This is a genomic window from Ensifer sp. ENS03 (genome assembly GCF_014852035.1).
Taxonomy (GTDB): Bacteria; Pseudomonadota; Alphaproteobacteria; order Rhizobiales; family Rhizobiaceae; genus Ensifer; species Ensifer adhaerens.
The window spans coordinates 423644-445140 of record NZ_JACVAV010000001.1 but is presented as its reverse complement, the minus strand read 5'-3'; the positions used below and the strand labels follow the sequence as shown (position 1 = coordinate 445140).

Below are 21497 nucleotides of genomic sequence, written 5' to 3'. Positions count from 1 at the left end.
TCAATCCTCCACGACCTGCCAGTTGTCGTTGGGATTGAACTGCCGGATCCCTTCAGCAACGCTCTCGGTCTTGTCGCCCAGATCGGCCTGGTAGACGGTGCCGTTGCGGTTGACGACGAAGGTGTGGACGCCCGTTGCGCCATACTTCACCGGCCAGGCGACCAGAGCGAAGCCCGCAATCATGTTGCCGTTGATGATGTAGTCGAACTTGCCGCCGGCGATGTTGTCGCCCTGGCTCGTCAGCACGCGGTAGCGATAACCGAAATAGCCCTTGCCGGCCTGGGCCCTGGCAAGCACTGCGCCATCGGCGAGCGCTTCACCCGCGGGGCTCTGTGGCTGGCCCTCGCCCGCGGGCCAGTAGAGCCCGTCGGTCTTGCCCTCGCCGCTGATCAGCTTCTGCGCGTATTCGAGCGCGCCGTCGCCGTCATGATCTTCCTGCGCATATTCCTCCTGCGCCTCGACATAGGCGCGGACCGTCGCGATCGTGTCGAGTTCGTTGCGGCCGACCAGGCGATTGGCGATCTCCTCGAGACCGGTATAGGTGTCGAAGGCCCATTTTCCGTCGTCGCCCTTGGCAATCGGGAACGGGAAGGGCCAGAGCACCTCGCCGATCTCCAGTACCTTTCGGTTTTCGACGTCCTGTACGGCCACCTTCTTCTTCACGCCCGCCTGGATATCGGCGTAGGCGTCCATCACCCCGTCGCTGGTCTTGGCCTTGGCGGCATCCAGCCCCACCAGGTTCGCGAGCTTGTCGAAATCGCCCGAACCAACGGCGGCCTTGAACGCATCGATTGCCTGTTCCGGTGTGTCGAACGCCGGCGGATCGCTTGCGGCCGCATAGTCGGAGAGCGGAGTGTGCGCCGCGGGATCCTGCGCAGGAGCGACCGTCGCCGAGCCGCTGGCGAGCACGGCGGCTGCAAAGGAAGACAGGAGCAGATTATGTACGCGCTTGGTCATTTTCGTTCTCCTCCCTTGAGTTACCGGTGCCGTCCGCCGCCGCCGCCACCACCACGCCTGATCTCACGGTGCGGCTGGCCACCGCCGCGCTGGCCGCCACCAAGCGCCTGGCGGCCGCGGTCCGACTGCATCTTGGTCACCCGTCCGCTCTGGACCTGACCAAGGGCGGATGGTTTTCCGCCACCGCCGCGATCGATCTTGCCGCCCGGCTTCGGCTTGGCGACCTGGCGATCGGCCCGGGCCGCCGGCTTGGCATTGCCGATCTTGTCGCCCTGAGGCCTCTGCTTGACCTGGTTGCCCGGTTTGCGGTCGCCAGGAGCTGCGTTGGTTCGCCCGAGATTTTCCCGCTGGCGCGCCTCGACCTTGCTCTTGCGGACATCGTCGACCGAGATCCGGCTACCGGATCTATTTGCCGCCGCGCCGATCTCGTTGGTGCGGGCCACCTTCGCCCGGTTGGCGATGTTGTTGCCTTTCGCGGACTTGAAGTCCCGCTCCATGGAGGTGCGATCGATCTTGGCGAACTGGTTCTTGTCGAAGCTGATCTTGCTGCGGTCGACATTTTTCCAGTCGACGTCGTTGAATTTCACCTTGCCGTTGATGTTGTTGAAGCAATTGTTGCAGTCGATATCGACATCGCCGCCGTTCCAGCGCCCGCCCCAGACGCCCCAGTCGTCCCAGTCGACGACCGCGGCAAAGGCAGCACCCGTGACCACGCCGGCAAAGAAGGTCGCCGTCGGATAGTAATAGTTCGGATAGGGCTCGGGATAATAGGCGATCGGGGCCGGCTGATAGCCCGGATCATAGAGCATCTGCGGCTCGTATTGGGGGACGTAGATTTTCTCCGGATTGGCGGCCTGGATCACGACGTTGTCGTTTTCCTGCTTCACCACCACCTTGTCGTCCGACTTGATGACGCCGTCGGCGACCGCCTTGTCGCGCAATTGCTGGATGGCGACGAGCACGTCCTTCTGCTGATAGGCGAGCGCGTCGCTGAGCGACTGGGTCCAGTCGAGGTCGTCGCTCATCATCTTGACGATCTGAGGATAATTCAGCAGCGAGACGATGCTGCCGTCCCAGCTGTCCTTCGGCTTCATGTCCTTCTTGGTCTGCGAAACCTCGAGGAAGCGCTCGGCCTCGACGATCTGCAGCGGGTAGAGCGAGGCAGAGGTCACGAGTGCGACGAGTTCGTCGGGGTAGAGCGCAATGCGCGCGACGAGGACCTCGAGCTCATCTTCGCTGAGCGGTTGCGGCGCCTTTTCGGTCGCCGCCTGGGCGGCGGCCTGCTCCTGCGCCAGCGCAGTGCCCACCGCAAACGAACCCGTCAGCAAGGCAAGCAACGCCACCGTTGGCGCACGCAAGGAACGAGGTCGGTCGAACATGGTCTCTCCTATCCAGGCACAACGATCAACAAACGAGCCCGGGAGATCCCCCGGCTTGGACGTCACGGCGCCGGCCATACGCGGCCGGCGGGGCAATCGCGAGAATTCCCATTCGCTGTCATCGACGTCCCCTTCCGCACGCTTGCGTGGAGAACCTGGTCGCTTGTCAGAAAGCCGAATGGGACAATCAGGAAGAGCGGCATGAGCACCGGCAGCCAGCTGGCCAGCTGCCGGTGAATTTTAGACATGAGAAACAGAACGCCCGGCAATTGCAACCGGAAAATGAGGACGTGCGTGCGCGCACGCCGTCTTTGCTTGCGCGAGAGCCGGGCCGAAGCCCGTGCCCGCCAGCCGCGAACGACCGGGATCAAGGGCGGTCGGCATTGGCTCCGAGCATCATTTCAGGCTGCCGTCGCCGCTTCGATCCGCGGTCTTGAAATCCGCCATCACCCGATCAAGAAACTCGTTCCGGCTGATCTTGCCGTCGCTGTTGGTATCCGTGGCGGCAAACTGCTGAGCGTTCAGCGCCTGCTTCGTCTCGTCGGACGTAAGATTTCCGTCCTTGTTCTTGTCGAGATTGTCGAAGGCGCCCGCCATGAAGGCCTCGTACTCGGACCGCTCGACCGCGCCGTCCTTGTCGCTGTCGAGCGCGCTCATCTGTCCCTGGTTCATCGTCGCAGCTTGCTGCGCGATCGCCGGTGTGATCTGGCCGAGCGCAAGCACGCTCATAAGAACGATTTTCTTCATTCTGCTCTGTTCCTCGATCAATAATAGCGGCATGTCAGCGCGTTGCCGGCAGCAGCGCCGAGTGTCGCTCCACCACCAACGGCCCATAGCTGACCGGTGCCTGAACCAATGGTCGAGCCGATCAGGCCGCCGACAATGGCCCCACCAACGGTTCCGGCAATGCAGCCGAATTCGTTGCCGGTCGAACCGCTCTTGGACATATAGGCCGATTGGCACCCCGATAAGGCTAGGGCGCCGGCAAGAACGATAGTTATGGTCTGCTTGCTCATCTTATCCTCCAATATGGCCGTCTGATTGCAATAGAGATCGGCGGAGGCGCCATTGAGTGGCGTCGGATGTAAATAAGCTTCCGAATATTCTCCCGGAATCAGGGGAGACTCTTCTGTTGGATCAGAAGCAGCTCGCGGATTAGACATGCAGTCTGGCAACAACAGGGCCTTGAACTGCCGGCGAATACTACGCCCGAGAACCCCCGATGACAACGGACAGCGTGATTTTGTAGAGCGCACGGCGCCGGCGCCCCTCCCCGCCGCCCTTTCGGCCTCTGGAATCGTCTACCGCGCGGCGACATCTCACCTTAGATTTTCTAGGGTCTCCCTCGAAATATCGTCATTTGTGCCGTCGGGCCGGGCGGTCTAGCTCTTTGCCGTCCCGTTGGGCACTTCTTGCAGGGTCTCCATGGCCTGGCGGGACATGGGCCGGCAAAGCGCCAGCTCGGACCCGACACAGCATCTCCGACCGTGGCCGGCGACCCTCCCACACCGCGCCACCGACAGCATACCTATCGAGAGAGAACACATCGAATGGATAGAATGGCGACAATTAAATTAGGTCTTTCTACTGCAATCCTTGCGACCCTGGCGTCCAGCGCCTTTGCCGAAGGTGGCGAGCGGGCGCAGATTGCCGCTGCCGTGGACAAGGCGATCCGCCCTATCATGCGCGAACACAAGGTGCCGGGCATGGCCGTCGCCGTCACCGTTGAAGGCCGGCACTACTTCCTGAACTACGGCGTCGCTTCCAAGGAAACGAACGCACCGGTTACCGAGAATACGCTGTTTGAACTGGGCTCGATCAGCAAGGCCTTCGCCGCGACACTGGCGTCCTATGCGCAGGTCACCGGCAAGCTCTCCTTCGACGATCATCCCGGCAAGTACATCCCGGCCTTTGCGGGCACGCCGATCGACAAGGCGACCCTCCTGCATCTTGCCACCTATACGGCTGGCGGACTGCCGTTGCAGTTTCCCGATGCGGTCAAGAGCGACGCCGACATGGTCGGCTATTTCAGCACATGGAAACCGGAGGCCAAGCCCGGCAAGAAGCGTCGCTATTCCAACCCGAGCATCGGCCTCTTCGGCCACACCGCGGCTTTAGCGATGGGCGGCAGCTTCAGCGCGGTTCTCGAACGCGAGATCTTTCCCAAGCTCGGCCTGAAGCACAGCTATGTCCGCGTTCCCGATAGCCAGATGGGCAGCTACGCCTGGGGCTACGGCAAGGCCGACAAGCCAATTCGCGTCACTGCCGGTACGTTCGACGCGGAGGCCTATGGCGTAAAGTCATCGGCGATAGACATGATCCGCTTCGTCGAAACCAACATCCAGCCTGAACTTCTCGACGGCGCGATCCGCAAGGCGGTCGAAGGCACCCATGTCGGATATTTCGACAGCGGCAAGATGGTGCAGGGGCTGGGCTGGGAACAATACCCCTACCCCGTTTCGCTGGAGCGGCTGCTCGACGGCAATTCGCGCGACATGGCCCTGAAAAGCAACCCGGTCAAGGCATTGGATACCCCGAAGCGCCCCGATGGCTCGACGCTCTACAACAAGACCGGCTCCACCAACGGCTTCGGCGGCTATGTCGCCTTCGTACCGGAGAAGAAGATCGGAATCGTGCTGCTTGCCAACCGCAACTACCCGAACCCCGAGAGGATCAAGGCTGCCCACGCGATCCTGAAGTCGCTGGAAGCGGCGGCGAAGTAACGGCAGATCGCCCGCGTCGGTTTCGTGTCGCGGCAAGCCCGCGACACGGGAAACGACATCCATCAACAACTCTGTAGCGAATCTTCAATCAGCGCCTGCTTGCATATTGACGCCGAGTATTGTCATCTGCATTTCGCGAAAGCGCGATCAGATGCAGTCGAGTTCAGGCGTATGTGGGGATGCCGATGTTCGAATGGGTGGGAGTTCAGGGTTCGTTACATCGGGGAGGCGCAGGCAGGGGGCGGACAATGTTCGTGCTTGCGGCGCTGACGCTGCTTGCCAGCTGCGGCGGCCATGCCAAGGGTGTGATGGCGCCCGTCGCACTCACCACTCCGGTCCCGGGCGCATCCACCGTCGACATGCTTGTCGCAACCACGCGCGAACCCTCCGGCGATCCGGCAACGCTCTTTTCCGGCGAGCGCGACGCCAATACTTTCCTTACCGACGTCGCGGTTTCGATCCCGCCGGAAACGGCACGCAAGTCGGGCACGGTGCAATGGCCGCGCAAGCTGCCGCCGGATCCGGCCAAGGAATTCGCCGTCACGCGGGTGAACGAGCTCAAGTCGCTCGATGAAGCCAAGTCCTGGTTCCTGCAGCACGATGTCGGCGGCAATGCCTTCGTCTTCGTGCACGGCTTCAACAATCGCTACGAGGATTCGGTCTACCGGCTGGCGCAGATCGTGCATGACTCGGAGGTCCAGGCAACGCCGGTTCTCTTCACCTGGCCTTCGCGCGCCAACGTGTTCGACTACAACTACGACAAGGAAAGCACGAACTATTCGCGCACGGCGCTCGAAGACATTCTGAAAAAGCTATCCGACGCGCCGAAGGTCAAAAGCATAACCATCCTCGCCCATTCCATGGGTACCTGGCTGACGATGGAATCGCTCCGGCAGATGGGCATCCGCGACGGCAACGTGCCGTCCAAGATCGAGAACGTCATCCTCGCCTCGCCCGATATCGATCTCGATGTCTTCGCCAAGCAGTTTGTCGAGATGGGCAAGAAACGGCCGAAGTTCACCATCTTCGTTTCGCAGGACGACCGCGCCTTGGCGCTTTCGAGCTTCATCTCGGGCGACGTTTCACGCCTTGGCGCAATCGACCCGTCGGCAGAGCCTTATCGCACTCAGCTTGAAAGGGCCGGCATCACTGCCATCGATTTGACAAAGGTTAAGTCTGAGGACGGCCTGCACCACGGAAAGTTTGCGGAAAGCCCCGAGATCGTCCAGCTCATCGGCACGCGGCTCGCCACGGGGCAGACGCTCACAGATTCCGATATCTCGGTTGGAACCGGCATTGCCGCGGTCGTCGCCGGCACGGCGAGAAACGTCGGCAACGTCGCGGCCGTGACGGTCTCGGCGCCTGTGTCGATCCTCGAAAACCCGCAGCCGGCGAAAAAGAAGAAGGTGGTCGTCGGAGACACGCTGGCGACCGACATGCCGACGCCGGTGAAGATAAAGTAAGGGCTTGGCGGCAGCCTGTCGTCAGCCCTCGTCGCCGACGAAGCGATAGCCGACGCCCGGCTCCGTACGGATGATCTGCGGATCGGCCGGATCGCGCTCGATCTTGCCGCGCAGCTGGCCGATGAAGACGCGCAGATAATGCAGGTCTTCGCCGTGCGCGACGCCCCAGACCGAGGTAAGCAGCGTCTTGTGGGTGACGACACGGCCGGCGTGATGCGCCAGCATCACCAGGAGGTCGTATTCCTTTGGCGTCAGCCGGACGGGCTCGCCGTCCTTCGTCACCACCCGCTTGATCGTGTCGATTGCCACGCCATCGGCGGAAAGCTGCGTCTGGCCACCTTCCATCTGCACCCGGTGGCGAAGGGCCGCACGAATGCGGGCCGTTAGTTCGCCGATACCGAAGGGCTTTTCGATGTAGTCGTCGGCGCCGAGATCGAGTGCTGCGATCTTTTCGCTTTCCCGGTCGCGGGCCGACAGGATGATGATCGGCACCTGCGACCAGCCGCGCAGGTTGGCGATGACCTCCTTGCCATCCATATCTGGCAGGCCGAGATCGAGGATGACGACATCCGGCGCCATCGTCGCTGCCGCCTTCAGCGCCTCGGCGCCGGTCATCGCCTCACGAACGTCATAGCCGGCAGCACTCAGCGCGGGTTTCAGGAAACGCTGGATCTGGGGTTCGTCGTCGACGACGAGGATACGCTCCACGCTCATGCACGGTCCTTTTCGGAGATTTCAGCCTTGGCGGCGGGAAAGCGCATGGAAATGCGCGTGCCGCGGCGGCGAAGCGCCGGGCTTTCCGCCTTGATCTGCCCGCCCATCGCCTCGACGAAGCCCTTGGCGATCGACAGTCCCAGCCCCGTTCCCGGCGTACGGCCATCCGCCTTGCCGCGGCGGAAGAATTTCTCGAAGACCTGCTCGAGGTCCCGCGGCGGAATACCCTTGCCGAGGTCGGTCACTGACAGCACGATCTCGTTGCCGTCGGTACGGGCATAGATGCTGATCGGCTCTTCGCCGCCATATTTGTTGGCATTGTCCAGCAGGTTGAAGAGCACCTGGCCAAGCAGCACGCTGTCGCCGCGCATCAGGGGCAAGTCAGGGGCGATGCTGGTTTCGATCTCGCGCTCGGGAAAATATTTGCGAGCGCGATCGACCGCCGCCCGCACCACGTCGGCGACATCGACCCAATCGCGCTTGGCGTTGACGGTGCCGGCCTCGATGCGGGTCATGTCGAGCAGGTTGGCGACAAAGCGCGTCAGCCGACCGCCCTCCTCCTCGATCGACTGCAACAGGTCGTCGCGGCTTTCCGGCGGCATGCGATCACCGAGCTGGCGCAAGCTGGTGACGGCACCGGTGATGGTCGCAAGCGGGGTTCTCAGATCGTGCGAAATGGATGACAGAAGGGCAGCGCGGAAGCGCTCGCCTTCGAGCTTTGCGGCCTGGTCGAGGCTTTCGCGTGACAGGCGGGCGCGGTCGACGGCGATCGCCGTCTGGTCGAGGATCGCTGCCAGCGCCCGCTCCTCGTTGATCTCCAGTGGCTTGTCGGCCTGGACGAAGCCGCAGACGCCGACGACGCCGTGCGGGCTCGTCAGCGGCCGGAAATGGAAAGGGCTGTTCGGCAGGGTTCCCGTGCCGTTGCCGGCCGGCTCGCGTTTGTCCATCGCCCAACGCGCCGCCATGATGTCGGTGACGTCGAGCTCGGTGTCCGGCGGCCAGGCGGCTTTCAGCTGCAGGTCTCCGTCCTCAGGCAGAAGCAGCGCTGAACTGCGTTTCAGCGTCGACTGCATCTGCGTCACCGCCGCCCAGAGCACGTCGTCGGCCTTGGCGGTGCCTGAAAGTTTGCGCGAAAAATCATAGAGCGCCTGAGTCGCGGCGGCGCGCTGGCGGGCGGTCTTTGCCTGCTCCCGTACCCGCGATGCCAGGCTGCCGGCAAGGGCTGCGGCAGCGAGGAAGACGACGAGCGCAAAAACCTCGTGCGGCTCGGCGATGGTGAAGGTGCCGGTCGGTTTGATGAAGAAGAAGTTATAGGCGAGCACCGAAAAAAGTGCTGCCGCGATTGCCGCGATGTGACCGGCATAGGTCGCCGAGGCCAGCACCGCGAGCAGATAAAGCAACGAGATGTTGGGCAGGACGACGAAACGGCCAAGCAGCAGGCCGACGGCGGTCGAGACGACGACCGACCCGGCGGCGATGCCGATCGCGCGCCCACTTCCCGGCGGCAGCGTCCGTTTCATCTTCGTTCGCCGTTTGACGGGCACCGTCTCGCGATCGGTCACAAGGTGAATGCCGATGCCGGACACGCGCTCGGCCAAGGCGTCGGGAAGCGACTGGCGAAACAGCCGCATCGGGAACGGCTGGCGGCGCGCGCCGATGACGATCTGCGTCGCGTGTTCCCGGCGCGCGAGCTTCAGGATTTCCTCGACGAAGTCGTTGCCGATAATACGGCGCGTCTCGGCGCCGAGCTGTTCGGCAAGACGGAAGGTTTCGTCGAGCCGGCGCACGTCTTCGCCATCGCCGCTCTCGCGGTCGGCGCGCTCGATGAAGACGACGATCCAGGGGGCATTCAATCCTTCGGCGAGCCGGCTTGCCGTGCGCACGACCTTTTCGGACAACGGGTCCGAACCAATGCAGACGAGCAGCCGCTCGCCGCTTGCCCAGATGCCTTCGATGGCGTTCTGCTTGAGATAGTCGACCATCTGGTCGTCGACCCGGTCAGCTGTCCGCCTGAGCGCCAGTTCGCGCAGTGCCGTCAGGTTGCCGAGGCGGAAGAAGCGGTCGACGGCGCGCTGTGCGCTGTCGGGCAGATAAACCTTGCCCTCCTTCAGCCGCTCGATGAGCTCGGCCGGCGACAGATCCACAAGTAGTACGTCATCAGCGCGCTTCAATACGGTATCCGGCACCCGTTCGCGCACGGGTACACCGGTGATCTGGGCGACGATATCCGAGAGGCTTTCGAGGTGCTGGATGTTGAGCGCCGTCCAGACATCGATGCCGGCGGCGATCAGTTCCTCAACATCCTGATAGCGCTTGGGGTGCCGGCTTTCGGCCGGATTGCTGTGGGCCAGTTCGTCGACGACGATGATCCGGGGACGCCGCGCGAGGGCCGCATCCAGGTCGAACTCGGAAAGCATTCGGCCGCGATGGTTCACATCGCGGCGCGGCAGTATCTCCAATCCGTCAATGAGCGCAGCGGTCTCGCTGCGCCCGTGCGTCTCGACCAGCCCGACGACGATATCGACACCGTCATCCTTCAGCCGGCGGGCCCGCGACAACATCGCATAGGTCTTGCCGACGCCGGGAGCGGCGCCGAGGAATACGGTCAGTTTTCCCCGGCGGTCCTGCGCGGCAAGCGCCAGCAGTGCGTCTGGGTCCGGGCGACCTTTGGCGTCGCGTTCACTGTCGGGCATGCATTGTCTCAGGCGTGATCGATTCTAATAGCTTAGAGCGGGATGCGGGCGGAATACCGCAAGCACTTTTCCTCATCCCGCTCTAGGTTCGAGGCGCATCAAGGGCCAGGTTGAGTTCTAGCACATTGACGCGCGGCTCGCCTACGACCCCGAACAGCCGATCCTCCGTCGCCTTGGCGACCAGGGCGGCGACATCCGCTTGGCTCAAGCCCCGCGCCTTGGCGACGCGGGCGACCTGGGCTTCGGCGAAGGCCGGCGTGATATGCGGGTCGAGCCCGGAACCTGACGTGGTTGCCGCGTCCGCAGGAATTTCTCCCGCAAGGCCGGCAGCTTTCAGGCGCTCGACATCGGCTGCGACACGATCCCTGAGCTTGACCGAGGTGGTACCGAGGTTGGAGCCGCTCGAAGCCCCCGCGTTATAGGCGTCCGGACCGGTCGCGGAGGGCCGCGGCCAGAAGTATTTGTCGGAAGTAAAGTTCTGGCCGATGAGGGCGGAACCGATGAGGGTACCGTCCTTCTCGATGAGGCTGCCATTTGCCTGCGCGGGCATCAGCACCTGCGACGCGCCGGTGATTGCAAAGGGATAGGCAAGGCCGGTGATCGCGGTCAGGAGCACGATCATGACGATGGCGGGGCGAAGTTGGTTCAGCATGGTTACACCAGATTGAGTGCGTTGACGGCGAGGTCGACGAGCTTGATGCCGGCAAAGGGCAGGACAATGCCGCCGAGGCCGTAGACAGCCAAGTTACGGCGCAGAAGGGCTGCCGCACCGACGGGCCGGTACTTGACGCCCTTCAGCGCCAGCGGGATCAAGGCGACGATGATGAGCGCGTTAAAGATCACCGCCGAGAGGATCGCCGATTGCGGCGAGGCGAGGCCCATGACGTTGAGCGCGGCAAGGGCCGGATAGGTGGTAATGAACAGCGCCGGGATGATGGCGAAGTACTTGGCCACGTCGTTGGCGATCGAAAACGTCGTCAGCGACCCGCGGGTCATCAGCAGCTGCTTGCCGATCTCGACGATCTCGATCAGCTTCGTCGGACTGGAATCGAGGTCCACCATGTTGGCGGCCTCGCGGGCGGCCTGGGTCCCCGTCTGCATGGCGATGCCGACATCGGCCTGGGCGAGTGCCGGCGCGTCGTTGGTGCCGTCGCCGCACATCGCGATCAGGCGGCCGCCCTGCTGCTCCTTGCGGATATAGCCAAGCTTGTCCTCCGGGGTCGCTTCGGCAAGGAAGTCGTCGACGCCGGCTTCGGACGCGATGGCGGCAGCGGTCACCGGGTTGTCGCCGGTGACCATCACCGTGCGGATGCCCATGGCACGAAGAGCGGCGAAGCGCTCCTTTATGCCGGGCTTCACCACATCCTTCAGATGGATGACGCCGAGCAGGCGCGGACCGTCGGCAACCGCAAGCGGCGTGCCGCCGGTGCGGGCCACCTGGTCGACGGCGCGGCGAAACTCGTTCGGCACGTTCTCGTCGCGGATACCGGTGAACTTCAGGACCGAGTCGACGGCACCCTTGCGCAGCCGGCGGCCGCCGAAGTCGACGCCCGAAAGCCTCGTTTCCGCAGCGAAGGGAATGACCGCGTCGATCCGGGTCGCGCCGGCCCGGCTTGCGCCGCCGCCGACGGCGAGCGCCAGGACCTCGCCCTTGTCGGACGCGGGCAGCGACACATCCGGCGTCTGGCGGCCAAATTCACCGGTGGCAAGCGCCGCGATCGAGCGGCCCTCAGGCGTTTCGTCGGCAAGGCTTGCAAGCAGTGCGGCATCGGCAAGCTCGGCCTCGGTAACGCCGGGCACCGGCATGAAGTCGGCCGCCATGCGGTTGCCGAAGGTGATGGTGCCTGTCTTGTCGAGCAGCAGCGTATCGACGTCGCCAGCAGCCTCGACAGCGCGGCCGGAGGTGGCGATGACGTTGAAGCGCACCAGACGGTCCATGCCGGCGATGCCGATGGCTGAAAGCAGGCCACCGATCGTGGTCGGAATCAGGGTGACGAGCAGGGCTGCGAGCACGGTGACCGAGAGCACGGTACCGGAATAGCCGGCGAGCCCCCAGAGCGTGACGACGGCCACCAGGAAGATCAGCGTCAGGCCCGAAAGCAGGATCGACAGGGCGATCTCGTTCGGGGTTTTCTGGCGCTGCGCGCCCTCGATCAGCGCGATCATGCGGTCGACGAAAGTGTCGCCGGGTGCCACGCCGACGCGGATCTTGATCCAGTCGGACAGCACCTGCGTGCCGCCTGTGACAGCCGAGCGGTCGCCACCGGATTCACGGATGACGGGCGCCGATTCACCGGTGATGGCGCTCTCGTTGACAGAGGCGACACCCTCGACGACTTCGCCATCGCCGGGGATCAGTTCGCCAGCCTCGACGAGCACGAGGTCGCCGACCTTCAGCGATGTCGCCGGGATCGTCTGGGTCTCGCGGCCTTCGTCGGCAACGAGCTTGCGCGCCGTCAGTTCGGACTTGGTGCGGCGCAGGCTGTCGGCCTGGGCCTTGCCGCGGCCTTCGGCGACGGCTTCGGCAAAGGTGGCAAAAAGCACCGTGAACCACAGCCAGGCGGCGATCTGACCGGAGAACAGCGGGCTGCCTGTGCCGGTGGCGATGTCGCGCACGAAGAGACCAGTGACCACTGCTGCGACCACTTCGGTGACGAAGATCACCGGATTGCGCACGAGCTGGCGCGGGTCGAGCTTGATGAACGCCGCCTTGATCGCCGGCAGCAGGATCGCCGGGTCCAGAAGACTGGGTGCGATAGGTTTGGAAGACATGTGTCGAATTCCTTTAGAAGGTCTGACCGGCAAGCATCGAGAGATGCTCGACGATGGGACCGAGCGCGAGCGCCGGGAAGAATTGCAGCCCGCCGAGAATGAGGATGATGCCGACAAGCAGGCCGACGAAGAGCGGCGTGTCGGTCGGGAAGGTACCCTTGGACGCCGGCACGCGGGTCTTCACCGCGATCGAACCGGCGATCGCCATGACCGGAACCGCATAGGCGAAGCGGCCGAGCAGCATCGCGAACCCGAGCGTCGTGTTGTACCAGGGTGTGTTGCCGGTGAGCCCGCCGAAAGCCGAGCCGTTGTTGCCGGCCGCCGACGTGAAGGCATAGAGGATTTCGGACAGGCCGTGCGGGCCCGCCGTGCCGATGCTTGCGACGGCAAAAGGCAGCATCGCGGAGACGGCGGCAAAGCCGAGGATCGTCACCGGCAGAATGAGGACGGCGAACATCGCGTATTTCATCTCACGGGATTCGATCTTCTTGCCGAGCAGTTCCGGCGTGCGGCCGACCATCAGGCCGGCAACGAAGACGGCGAGGATCGCAAAGACCACCATGCCATAGAGGCCGGAGCCGACGCCGCCCGGCAGGACTTCGCCAAGCTGCATCAGGAACATCGGCACGAGACCGCCGAGGCCCGTCAGCGAGCCGTGCATACCGTTGACGCCGCCATCCGACAGACCGGTGGTGACAGCCGCATAGAGCGCCGTCATCGCCTGGCCGAAGCGGACTTCCTTGCCTTCCATGTTGCCCTGGGCGGCATCGAGACCAAGGGCGGTCAGGATCGGGTTGCCGTGGGCTTCCGCCCAGTAGACGACCGCAACGCCTGAGATCAGCAGGATCGCGGTGACGGCGATGAAGGCCCAACCCTGGCGGCGGTTACCGACCATCTGGCCAAACGTGTAGACGAGCGCCGCGGAGATCGACAGCATGGCGAAAATGTTGAGATAGTTGGAGAAGGCCGTCGGGTTCTCGAAGGGATGGGCGGCATTGACGTTGAAGAAGCCACCGCCATTGGTGCCGAGCTGCTTGATCGCTTCCTGACTGGCGACAGGGCCGAGCGAGATCGTCTGCTTGGCGCCTTCGAGCGTGGTTGCCGACAGATCGGCGTGGAAGGTCTGCGGCAAGCCGGTCCAGACCATGGCAAGGGCCATGACGACGGCGATCGGCAGCAACACGTAAAGCGTCGAACGGGTGAGATCGACCCAGAAGTTGCCGACGGTCGAGGCGTTCGAGCGGGCGAAGGCGCGGGTGACGGCAAGCGCCATGGCGATGCCGGTCGCGGCGGAGACGAAGTTATGCACCGTCAGGCCGGCCATCTGGCTGAAATGGCTGAGCGTGGTTTCGCCACCGTAGTTCTGCCAGTTGGTGTTGGTGACGAAGCTGACCGCCGTGTTGAAGGCGAGATCGGACGGCATGCCCGAGAAGCCCTGCGGGTTCATCGGCAGGTAGGCCTGCAGCCGGAGGATCGCATAGAGCGAGACAAAGCCGGCGAGGCTGAAGGCGAGCATCGACATCGTGTAGGCGAGCCAGCCCTGTTCCTTCTTCGGATCGACACCGGCCGCAAGATAAAGGCCGCGCTCGACGGGACCGAGGACGGGTGAAAAAACGTTGCGTTCACCGGAGAAGACCCGCACCATATAAAGCCCCAGCGGCTTGATGACGATCAGGACGGCGATGAAGAGGAGGCTGATCTGCAGCCACCCGATGATAGACATGAGATTACTCCGCTAAGGGCGGCCGGACGGCGCAAAGGCGCCCGGCTGATGCGAACGGCCAACGGGTTCGATCCCCGTCAACCGGGTCAGAACCGTTCCGGGCGAACGAGGGTGACGACGAGGTAGGCCGCAAGACCGATGGCGACGGCAAGACCGAGCAGGGCTTCGAACATGACGCCCTCCTAAAGCCGGCTCAGCGCGCGCGCATAAAGCGCGAACACGACAAAGCCGCCGATTCCGGCGGCAAGAAAAAGAACATCGGACATGCAAATTCTCCGGACTGTTGAAGTCCGGATCTTGCGCCCGCAGCGGGTCAATTATCGATTGCGATGGTCGGAAGGAGGCATAAGGAAAAGATAAAGACGCCCGCAAAGATCCGTTCGGGAGCGCGGGAGGCGACCTTCATAGGCGCAGGACCAGTCCGGTATCGGCCTATCTGCCACAAGCTGAAGAGATCCCGAGGCCGCCCGTATGCGACCGCCGGTTCGGCAAAAGAGCACCTAGCCCTTGATAATCTCGTTCACGCTCGTTTCGGTGGGCGTGGTGGCTTCGCGCATCCATTCGCGCCAGATCGCAACGAGCAGCGCCATCAGCACCGGACCGACGAAGAGGCCGAGGAAACCCATGGTCTTCACGCCGCCCACGAGGCCGAAGAAGGTCGGCAGGAAGGGAAGCTTGATCGGGCCGCCGACGAGGCGCGGACGCAGCGTCTTGTCGACGATGAAGAGTTCGGTCGTGCCCCAGGTGAACAGCGCCAGGCCGTGAATGGGCGAACCGCTGGCGACGAGATAGACCGAGACCAGCGTGAAGCAGAGCGGCGCGCCACCGGGGATCAGCGCCATCAGGCCGGTGATGATGCCGAGCGTGACCGGCGACGGCACGCCGGCAAGCCAATAGGCGACGCCAAGCACGATGCCTTCGCCGATGGCGATGATGCCCATGCCGGTGACCGTCGAGCTGATCGTCAGCGGCACGACGCGCGACAGCCGTTCCCAGCGCATCGGGAAGATACGCTCGCCGAGCTTGTCGAGTTGGCCGGAGAAGGACTGCCCATCGCGATAGACGAAGAACAGCGTGATCAGCATGAACAGCAGCGTCAGGAAGGCATGGAACGTCGAGGCACCGACGACCAGAACGCCGCGGTAGATATTGCCGATGTTGGAGCCGCTGACGAGCTGGACCAGTTCGCCGAGCGCGCCCGGATGGCCGATATGCTTGACCCATTGCTCGCCAAGCCAGACACCGGCGATCGGAATGCTCGACAGCCATGCGGGCACGACGGCACCGTTGGCATTGGTCTCGACGGCCCAGACGACCCAGTCGCGCACTTCGTCGACCGCATAGACGGCGGCAATCGAGATCGGCACGACGATGAAGGAGATGACGCAGACGATCGCGATGGTGGCGGCAAGCGTCCGGTTGCCGTTCACACCGGCGAGCAGCCGGCGATAGATCGGCCAGCTGGCAAACCCGATGACGACAGCGGCCAGAACCGGAACGACGAAACCATGGAAGAAATAGACGCCGGCGAGCAGAACGAAGACCAGCATCCAGCGGGCAGCGGTCATGGGGCCGACAAGGGCATGGCGCGAAATGGCAGTGTGCCCGAGGAGCCGTGGCTCCACGGCGAAATTCTCTCGTTCGCGATTACCCAATTGCACCAATGATCCTCCGTCTTCCGACGAGCTTACAGCAAACCCGCGGCCTTGCCAGCCACTCTGACACCGCGCGCCGCCCCTTTGCCCCTGCTTTACGGTAGTTTCAGGGCCGTGGCCGACGCTAGCGGCCGGACATGACAGAAAAATTTAGGAGGGTTCAAGAGCCCCCGGCTTTCTTTCGATAAAGCCGGTCATTCCGCCGCAGGTTTTGCAGCCATACGCGCAGGCTGTGCGCGATCGACGAAGACTGAGGCGAGAAAGATACCGAAGCCGGCAACGCCGAGAACGGCACCGACGAGACCGGTGGAGGTCCAGCCATAACCCGCAGCGATCGAAACGCCGCCGAGCCAGGCGCCTAGCGCATTGGCGAGATTGAAGGCGGAGTGGCTAAGGGCAGCAGCCAGCGTCTGGGCCTCGCCGGCGACATCCATCAGCCGGGTCTGCACGCCCGGGACGACGGCAAAGCCACCGCCGATGAAGAGCACGTTGACGATGGCGATCCACGGATTGCCCATGGTGAAATAGAAAAGCACATAGGCGAAGATGTTGAAGACGATGGCGATACCGATCGCCGGCATCAGCGCCCAGTCGGCAAGCCGCGCCCCGACGATGTTGCCGAGGATCATGCCGGCACCGAAGACCGAAAGCATGATCGGCACATTACCAAGCGAAACACCTGCGACTTCGGTCAGCGCCGGTGTGATGTAGCTGAAGACGGCGAACATGCCGCCACAGCCGATGGCGCAGATGCCGAGCATCAGCCAGACCTGCAGCTTGCCGAGCGCACCCAGCTCGCGAAGCGGCGTCGCCTTCGGGTTGCCCTTGTCCCGCGGTACGTGGGCGAAGGTGAGCGCCATGGTCAGGAGGCTGATGGCGCCGACGATGGCAAACGCGGAGCGCCAGCCGAGCGCCTGGCCGAACCAGGCGACGAGCGGCGTGCCGAAGAGAGTGGCGATGGTCAGTCCCATCATCACCCGGCCGACGGCGCGGGCCCGCTGGTTCGGCGCGGCAAGGCCGGCCGCCACCAGGGCAGCCACGCCGAAATAGGCGCCATGCGGCAGACCGGCGAAGAAGCGCGCGGCAATCAGCGTGTAGAAATCCGGAGCGATGGCGCTCGCGAAGTTGCCGACGGCAAAAACCAGCATCAGGACCAAAAGCACCCGGAAGCGCGAGAAGCGGGCGGCAAGCACCGCGATCAGCGGCGCACCGACGACGACGCCGAGCGCATAGGCGCTGATGACCGCACCAGCCTGGGGCACCGATACCGATACGTCTTCGGCGACTTGCGGCAGGAGACCCATGATCGCAAACTCGCCGGTACCGATCCCGAAGCCGCCGACGGCGAGCGCCACTTCGGCGGCAGAAACACGGGCGCGGCGCGGATCGACGGCAGAGGAGAAGGCTTCGTCACACATGGGCTCACTCATGGGCAATGGCCAGTGTCGCCGTGCCCTGCGGCCGGAGAAAAATCTGGGGGATATGTCGGCGGATGTTGGATTGGACCAACAGGGATATGCTGCAATGCAATACAGGCTTTTCCTGCGGCAGGCAAAGCTTTTGCGGTTCTCGTCATACTTTTTCGCAAGGCTCGCAGAAGCCTGTTAACCGTAAGCTCAGTTGACGTTTACGTCAAAGTTATATAATTCCGAATCTCAGCTTGAAGAGGTGTCGCAAAAGCATCATCCTCATCGGCGTGAGAGGATCGGGAGGGATTTTCTCAGGCCGCATCAGGCCAGCCTGTGGCGACCAGAGGGAGAGAGGTCATGGCGGAAGTCAGCGCACAACAGACGGGTATCAGCCCAGGCAAGATCTGGCTGAAATCCTATCCACCCGGAATAGCCGCCGAAATTGGCCCCCTGCCCTACAAGTCGATCGGCGAATTCTTCGACCACGCCGTTGCCCGCTATTCGAGCCGTCCGGCCTTCACCTGCATGGGCAAGACGCTGACCTTTGCCGACCTCAACGCCCAGTCGGCCAGGATCGGCGCCTGGCTGCAATCGATCGGCCTTGCCAAGGGCGACCGCGTCGCGGTGATGATGCCGAACATCCTCCAGAACCCCGTGATCGTCTACGGCATCCTCAGGGCCGGCTTTACCGTCGTCAACGTCAACCCGCTCTACACGCCGCGCGAACTGCAGCACCAGCTCACCGATTCCGGCGCCAAGGCGATCTTCGTTCTGGAAAACTTCGCGCACACGGTGCAGCAAGTGGTCGACAAGACCTCGGTCAAGCACGTCGTTGTCGCGACCATGGGCGACATGCTGGGCCTGAAGGGTGCGATCGTCAATCTGGTGGTCCGCCGCGTCAAGAAACTCGTTCCCGCGTGGTCGATTCCCGGCCACCTCTCGTTCAAGGACGTTCTTTCCAAGGGCGCCCGAGCCAAGCTGACGAAGCCCAACATCGCCGCGAGCGACGTCGCCTTCCTGCAATATACCGGCGGGACTACGGGCGTCTCGAAGGGCGCGACGCTGACCCATTCGAACCTCTTGTCGAACATGGCGCAGATGGAAATCTGGTTCCAGACGGCGTTCCGCTCGCGCACCCGGCCGGACAAGCTCGTCTTCATGTGCGCGCTGCCGCTCTACCATATCTTCGCGCTGACCGTGAATTCGCTGATGGGCCTTGCCACCGGCGGCAACAACATCCTGATCCCCAATCCCCGCGACATCCCGGGCTTCGTCAAGGAACTCGGCAAGCACAACACCAATATCTTCCCGGGCCTCAACACGCTGTTCAACGCGCTGATGAACAATGCGGAGTTCCAGAAGCTCGATTTCTCGTCGCTGATGTTGACCTTCGGCGGCGGCATGGCGATCCAGCGCCCGGTCGCCGAACGCTGGAAGCAGATGACCGGCTGCTCGATCGCCGAAGGTTACGGCCTGTCGGAGACCTCGCCGGTGGCAACAGCCAACATCCTCGACGCGACCGAGTTCACCGGCACGATCGGCATGCCCATCCCATCCACCGATGTCGAGATCCGCGACGACCAGGGCAATACGCTGGCGATCGGCGAAGTCGGCGAGATCTGCATCCGCGGGCCGCAGGTGATGGCCGGCTACTGGCAGCGGCCGGACGAGACCGCCAAGGCGATCTCGCCGGATGGCTTCTTCCGCTCGGGCGACATCGGTTTCATGAACGCCGACGGCCTCGTCAAGATCGTCGACCGCAAGAAGGACATGATCCTGGTCTCCGGTTTCAACGTTTTCCCGAACGAGATCGAGGAAGTGGCGATGACCCATCCGGGCATCCTCGAATGCGCGGCGATCGGCATTCCGGACGAGCATTCCGGCGAAGCGGTCAAGCTCTTCGTCGTCAAGAGGGATGCAGCACTGACGGAGGAAGAGGTCAAGCGCCACTGCGCCGCCAACCTCACCAACTACAAGCGTCCGCGTTTCGTCGAATTCCGCACCGAACTGCCGAAGACCAATGTCGGCAAGATCCTGCGCAAGGATCTGCGCGGATAAACTACTCCGAAATTCAAACGATTTAAAAAATCCTGAAAACCGCCGCCTCGGCGGTTTTCCAGTCTTGATTTGGTCCACTTAAAGCGAATAGCTACGCAGGCGATTGTCCGACACCCCTGTCCGACCAAGGAGCCCCGCGATGAAAGCGCTTGTCGACCAACTCAAAGCCACCGCCGCTCAAACCAACGCAACCGATATCCGCGCGGCCTTCGCCGCCGACGCAGAACGTTTCGCGCGTTTCAGCACCACGCTCGGCGACCTGCTGCTCGACTATTCGAAATGCGCCGTCAACGACAAGGTGCTGGACGGACTGGAGGCGCTCGCCAAGGCCGCCAAGGTCGAGGAGAAGCGGGACGCCATGTTCCGCGGCGACATCATCAACATCACCGAGGAGCGCGCCGTGCTGCACACGGCGCTGCGCAACCGCGGCAACCGCCCGATCCTCGTCGACGGCAAGGACGTGATGCCCGACGTCAACGGCGTGCTTGCCGCCATGGGCGCCTTTGCCGACGGCATCCGCTCGGGCGCGCTGAAAGGTGCGACCGGCAAGAAGATCACCGACGTCGTCAACATCGGCATCGGCGGCTCGGACCTCGGTCCTGTCATGGCGACGTTGGCGCTTGCGCCCTTCCACGACGGCCCGCGCCTGCACTTCGTTTCCAACATCGATGGCGCCCATATCGCCGATACGCTGAAGCTGATCGATCCGGAAACCTCGCTCTTCATCATCGCCTCGAAGACCTTCACCACCATCGAGACGATGACCAACGCGGCGACCGCCCGCGCCTTCATCGCCGGCAAGCTCGGCGAGGCCGCCGTCGGCCATCACTTCGCAGCCGTTTCGACCGCGCTCGACAAGGTCGCCGCCTTCGGCATCGACCAGGCCCGCGTCTTCGGCTTCTGGGATTGGGTCGGCGGGCGTTACTCGATCTGGTCGGCGATCGGCCTGCCGCTGATGATCGCCGTCGGCAAAGAGAATTTCGGCCGCTTCCTCGATGGCGGCCACGCCATAGACGAACACTTCCGCACCGCGCCGATCCGTCAGAACATACCGGTCCTGCTCGGCCTTCTCGGCTTCTACCATCGCAACGTGCTCGGCTACCCGTCGCGGGCGATCCTGCCCTATGACCAGCGCCTGTCGCGCTTCCCCGCCTATCTGCAGCAGCTCGATATGGAATCGAACGGCAAGGCGGTGACGCTTGAGAGCACGCCGGTCGAATACTCGACCGGCCCGGTCGTCTGGGGCGAGCCCGGCACCAACGGCCAGCACGCCTTCTACCAGCTGATCCACCAGGGCACGGACGTCATTCCCGCCGAGTTCATGATCGCCGCCAACGGCCACGAGAAGAACCTGCGTCACCAGCACGAGCTGCTGATCGCCAATTGCCTGGCCCAGTCGGAAGCGCTGATGAAGGGCCGCACGCTCGCGGAAGCCAAGGCGCAGCTGACCGCCAAGGGTATGGCCGATTCCAAGGCCGACAAGATTGCGCCGCACCGCGTCTTCACCGGCAATCGCCCGTCGCTGACGATCGTCTATGACCAGCTCGATGCCTTCGCGCTCGGCCGCCTGATCGCGCTTTACGAGCACCGCGTCTTCGTCGAGGGCGCGCTCTTCAACATCAATTCCTTCGACCAGTGGGGCGTCGAGCTCGGCAAGGAGCTGGCGACCGGCCTGCTTCCCGTCGTCGAAGGTAAGGAAAGCGCCGAAGGTCACGATTCGTCGACGGCGGGTCTGGTGGCAGCCTTGCTGAAAGCCGCCCATTAAACAAATCCGCTCGGTTCTCCCCGGAACCGCACCACTGAAGACGATAGAGGCCTGAGGCGCTTGTCGCGCCTCGGGCCTCGTGATTTTGCACAACCCGGCAACGTCTTGGCGCCGGGTTTCAGCACCTCCATCAGATCGAGCTTCAACAGCAGCGGAAAATAGTCCGTGTCCGACCCCATCTGCATC

General features: G+C 63.4%; 16 protein-coding genes. 4 read left to right on the top strand and 12 right to left on the bottom strand.

All coding sequences use genetic code 11. From position 1 onward, the window contains the following. The 4 genes from IB263_RS02230 to IB263_RS02215 form a co-directional block, all read right to left on the bottom strand. Window positions 1–957: a DUF2950 domain-containing protein gene (locus tag IB263_RS02230; RefSeq protein WP_192437486.1), complete on the bottom strand. Its 957-nt coding sequence runs from the start codon at window positions 955–957 to the stop codon at window positions 1–3. A gap of 20 nt (window positions 958–977) precedes the next feature. Further along, on the bottom strand, window positions 978–2336 hold the full coding sequence (locus tag IB263_RS02225; RefSeq protein ID WP_192437484.1) for a DUF3300 domain-containing protein: 1359 nt from the start codon (window positions 2334–2336) through the stop codon (window positions 978–980). A gap of 396 nt (window positions 2337–2732) precedes the next feature. Beyond that, a complete protein-coding gene (locus IB263_RS02220) occupies window positions 2733–3083 on the bottom strand; it encodes an EF-hand domain-containing protein (RefSeq protein WP_034797198.1) in 351 nt (116 codons plus the stop codon). Between the two features lie 17 nt (window positions 3084–3100). Further along, window positions 3101–3352, bottom strand: a complete 252-nt coding sequence (locus IB263_RS02215) for a glycine zipper 2TM domain-containing protein (RefSeq protein WP_034797201.1) — start codon at window positions 3350–3352, stop codon at window positions 3101–3103. 534 nt (window positions 3353–3886) lie between these two features. Between IB263_RS02215 and ampC the strand changes: the two genes are divergently transcribed. Together ampC and IB263_RS02205 are read left to right on the top strand one after the other, a co-directional pair. Beyond that, window positions 3887–5059, top strand: a complete 1173-nt coding sequence (ampC, locus tag IB263_RS02210) for a class C beta-lactamase (RefSeq protein ID WP_192437482.1) — start codon at window positions 3887–3889, stop codon at window positions 5057–5059. 248 nt (window positions 5060–5307) lie between these two features. Next, complete coding sequence (locus IB263_RS02205) at window positions 5308–6522, top strand: alpha/beta hydrolase (RefSeq protein WP_246810947.1); 1215 nt, start codon at window positions 5308–5310, stop codon at window positions 6520–6522. A gap of 21 nt (window positions 6523–6543) precedes the next feature. Here IB263_RS02205 and IB263_RS02200 read toward each other — a convergent pair whose 3' ends face one another. From IB263_RS02200 to IB263_RS02165, 8 genes are all read right to left on the bottom strand, one after another. Further along, entirely contained in the window at window positions 6544–7236 is a 693-nt protein-coding gene (locus tag IB263_RS02200) for a response regulator (protein WP_113079603.1), read from the bottom strand. Continuing rightward, complete coding sequence (locus tag IB263_RS02195) at window positions 7233–9929, bottom strand: sensor histidine kinase KdpD (protein WP_060607157.1); 2697 nt, start codon at window positions 9927–9929, stop codon at window positions 7233–7235. The genes IB263_RS02200 and IB263_RS02195 overlap by 4 nt, the downstream gene beginning before the upstream one ends. A gap of 82 nt (window positions 9930–10011) precedes the next feature. Continuing rightward, window positions 10012–10581 (bottom strand): potassium-transporting ATPase subunit KdpC, encoded by a 570-nt coding sequence (gene kdpC / locus IB263_RS02190; protein WP_060581843.1) that lies wholly within the window; start codon window positions 10579–10581, stop codon window positions 10012–10014. Window positions 10582–10583: 2 nt separating this feature from the next. After that, complete coding sequence (gene kdpB, locus IB263_RS02185) at window positions 10584–12701, bottom strand: potassium-transporting ATPase subunit KdpB (protein WP_192437477.1); 2118 nt, start codon at window positions 12699–12701, stop codon at window positions 10584–10586. Between the two features lie 13 nt (window positions 12702–12714). Continuing rightward, complete coding sequence (kdpA, locus tag IB263_RS02180; protein ID WP_192437475.1) at window positions 12715–14424, bottom strand: potassium-transporting ATPase subunit KdpA; 1710 nt, start codon at window positions 14422–14424, stop codon at window positions 12715–12717. Between the two features lie 86 nt (window positions 14425–14510). Then, on the bottom strand, window positions 14511–14597 hold the full coding sequence (kdpF, locus tag IB263_RS34630) for a K(+)-transporting ATPase subunit F (protein WP_034797217.1): 87 nt from the start codon (window positions 14595–14597) through the stop codon (window positions 14511–14513). Window positions 14598–14924: 327 nt separating this feature from the next. Further along, window positions 14925–16085 carry an AI-2E family transporter gene (locus IB263_RS02170; RefSeq protein WP_034797607.1) on the bottom strand — a complete coding sequence of 387 codons (1161 nt, stop codon included), beginning with the start codon at window positions 16083–16085 and terminating at the stop codon, window positions 14925–14927. Between the two features lie 188 nt (window positions 16086–16273). Beyond that, the gene (locus IB263_RS02165; protein ID WP_192437473.1) at window positions 16274–17509 is read right to left on the bottom strand and encodes an MFS transporter; all 1236 of its coding nucleotides are present in this window, start codon (window positions 17507–17509) and stop codon (window positions 16274–16276) included. Window positions 17510–17845: 336 nt separating this feature from the next. Here IB263_RS02165 and IB263_RS02160 point away from each other — a divergent pair, with 336 nt between their 5' ends. Next, window positions 17846–19546 (top strand): long-chain fatty acid--CoA ligase, encoded by a 1701-nt coding sequence (locus tag IB263_RS02160; RefSeq protein ID WP_192437470.1) that lies wholly within the window; start codon window positions 17846–17848, stop codon window positions 19544–19546. A gap of 139 nt (window positions 19547–19685) precedes the next feature. Further along, complete coding sequence (gene pgi, locus IB263_RS02155; protein WP_192437468.1) at window positions 19686–21311, top strand: glucose-6-phosphate isomerase; 1626 nt, start codon at window positions 19686–19688, stop codon at window positions 21309–21311. Window positions 21312–21497 lie beyond the last annotated feature (186 nt).

What these genes read in the sequence shown, in the direction of transcription:
- pgi (WP_192437468.1), top strand. Translation starts at nt 19,686, where the DNA reads ATGAAAGCGCTTGTCGACCAACTCAAAGCCACCGCCGCTCAAACCAAC.
- IB263_RS02230 (WP_192437486.1), bottom strand. Translation starts at nt 957, where the DNA reads ATGACCAAGCGCGTACATAATCTGCTCCTGTCTTCCTTTGCAGCCGCC.
- IB263_RS02200 (WP_113079603.1), bottom strand. Translation starts at nt 7,236, where the DNA reads ATGAGCGTGGAGCGTATCCTCGTCGTCGACGACGAACCCCAGATCCAG.
- IB263_RS02160 (WP_192437470.1), top strand. Translation starts at nt 17,846, where the DNA reads ATGGCGGAAGTCAGCGCACAACAGACGGGTATCAGCCCAGGCAAGATC.
- IB263_RS02220 (WP_034797198.1), bottom strand. Translation starts at nt 3,083, where the DNA reads ATGAAGAAAATCGTTCTTATGAGCGTGCTTGCGCTCGGCCAGATCACA.
- IB263_RS02195 (WP_060607157.1), bottom strand. Translation starts at nt 9,929, where the DNA reads ATGCCCGACAGTGAACGCGACGCCAAAGGTCGCCCGGACCCAGACGCA.
- kdpF (WP_034797217.1), bottom strand. Translation starts at nt 14,597, where the DNA reads ATGTTCGAAGCCCTGCTCGGTCTTGCCGTCGCCATCGGTCTTGCGGCC.
- IB263_RS02215 (WP_034797201.1), bottom strand. Translation starts at nt 3,352, where the DNA reads ATGAGCAAGCAGACCATAACTATCGTTCTTGCCGGCGCCCTAGCCTTA.
- kdpA (WP_192437475.1), bottom strand. Translation starts at nt 14,424, where the DNA reads ATGTCTATCATCGGGTGGCTGCAGATCAGCCTCCTCTTCATCGCCGTC.
- kdpC (WP_060581843.1), bottom strand. Translation starts at nt 10,581, where the DNA reads ATGCTGAACCAACTTCGCCCCGCCATCGTCATGATCGTGCTCCTGACC.
- kdpB (WP_192437477.1), bottom strand. Translation starts at nt 12,701, where the DNA reads ATGTCTTCCAAACCTATCGCACCCAGTCTTCTGGACCCGGCGATCCTG.
- ampC (WP_192437482.1), top strand. Translation starts at nt 3,887, where the DNA reads ATGGATAGAATGGCGACAATTAAATTAGGTCTTTCTACTGCAATCCTT.
- IB263_RS02205 (WP_246810947.1), top strand. Translation starts at nt 5,308, where the DNA reads ATGTTCGTGCTTGCGGCGCTGACGCTGCTTGCCAGCTGCGGCGGCCAT.
- IB263_RS02165 (WP_192437473.1), bottom strand. Translation starts at nt 17,509, where the DNA reads ATGAGTGAGCCCATGTGTGACGAAGCCTTCTCCTCTGCCGTCGATCCG.
- IB263_RS02225 (WP_192437484.1), bottom strand. Translation starts at nt 2,336, where the DNA reads ATGTTCGACCGACCTCGTTCCTTGCGTGCGCCAACGGTGGCGTTGCTT.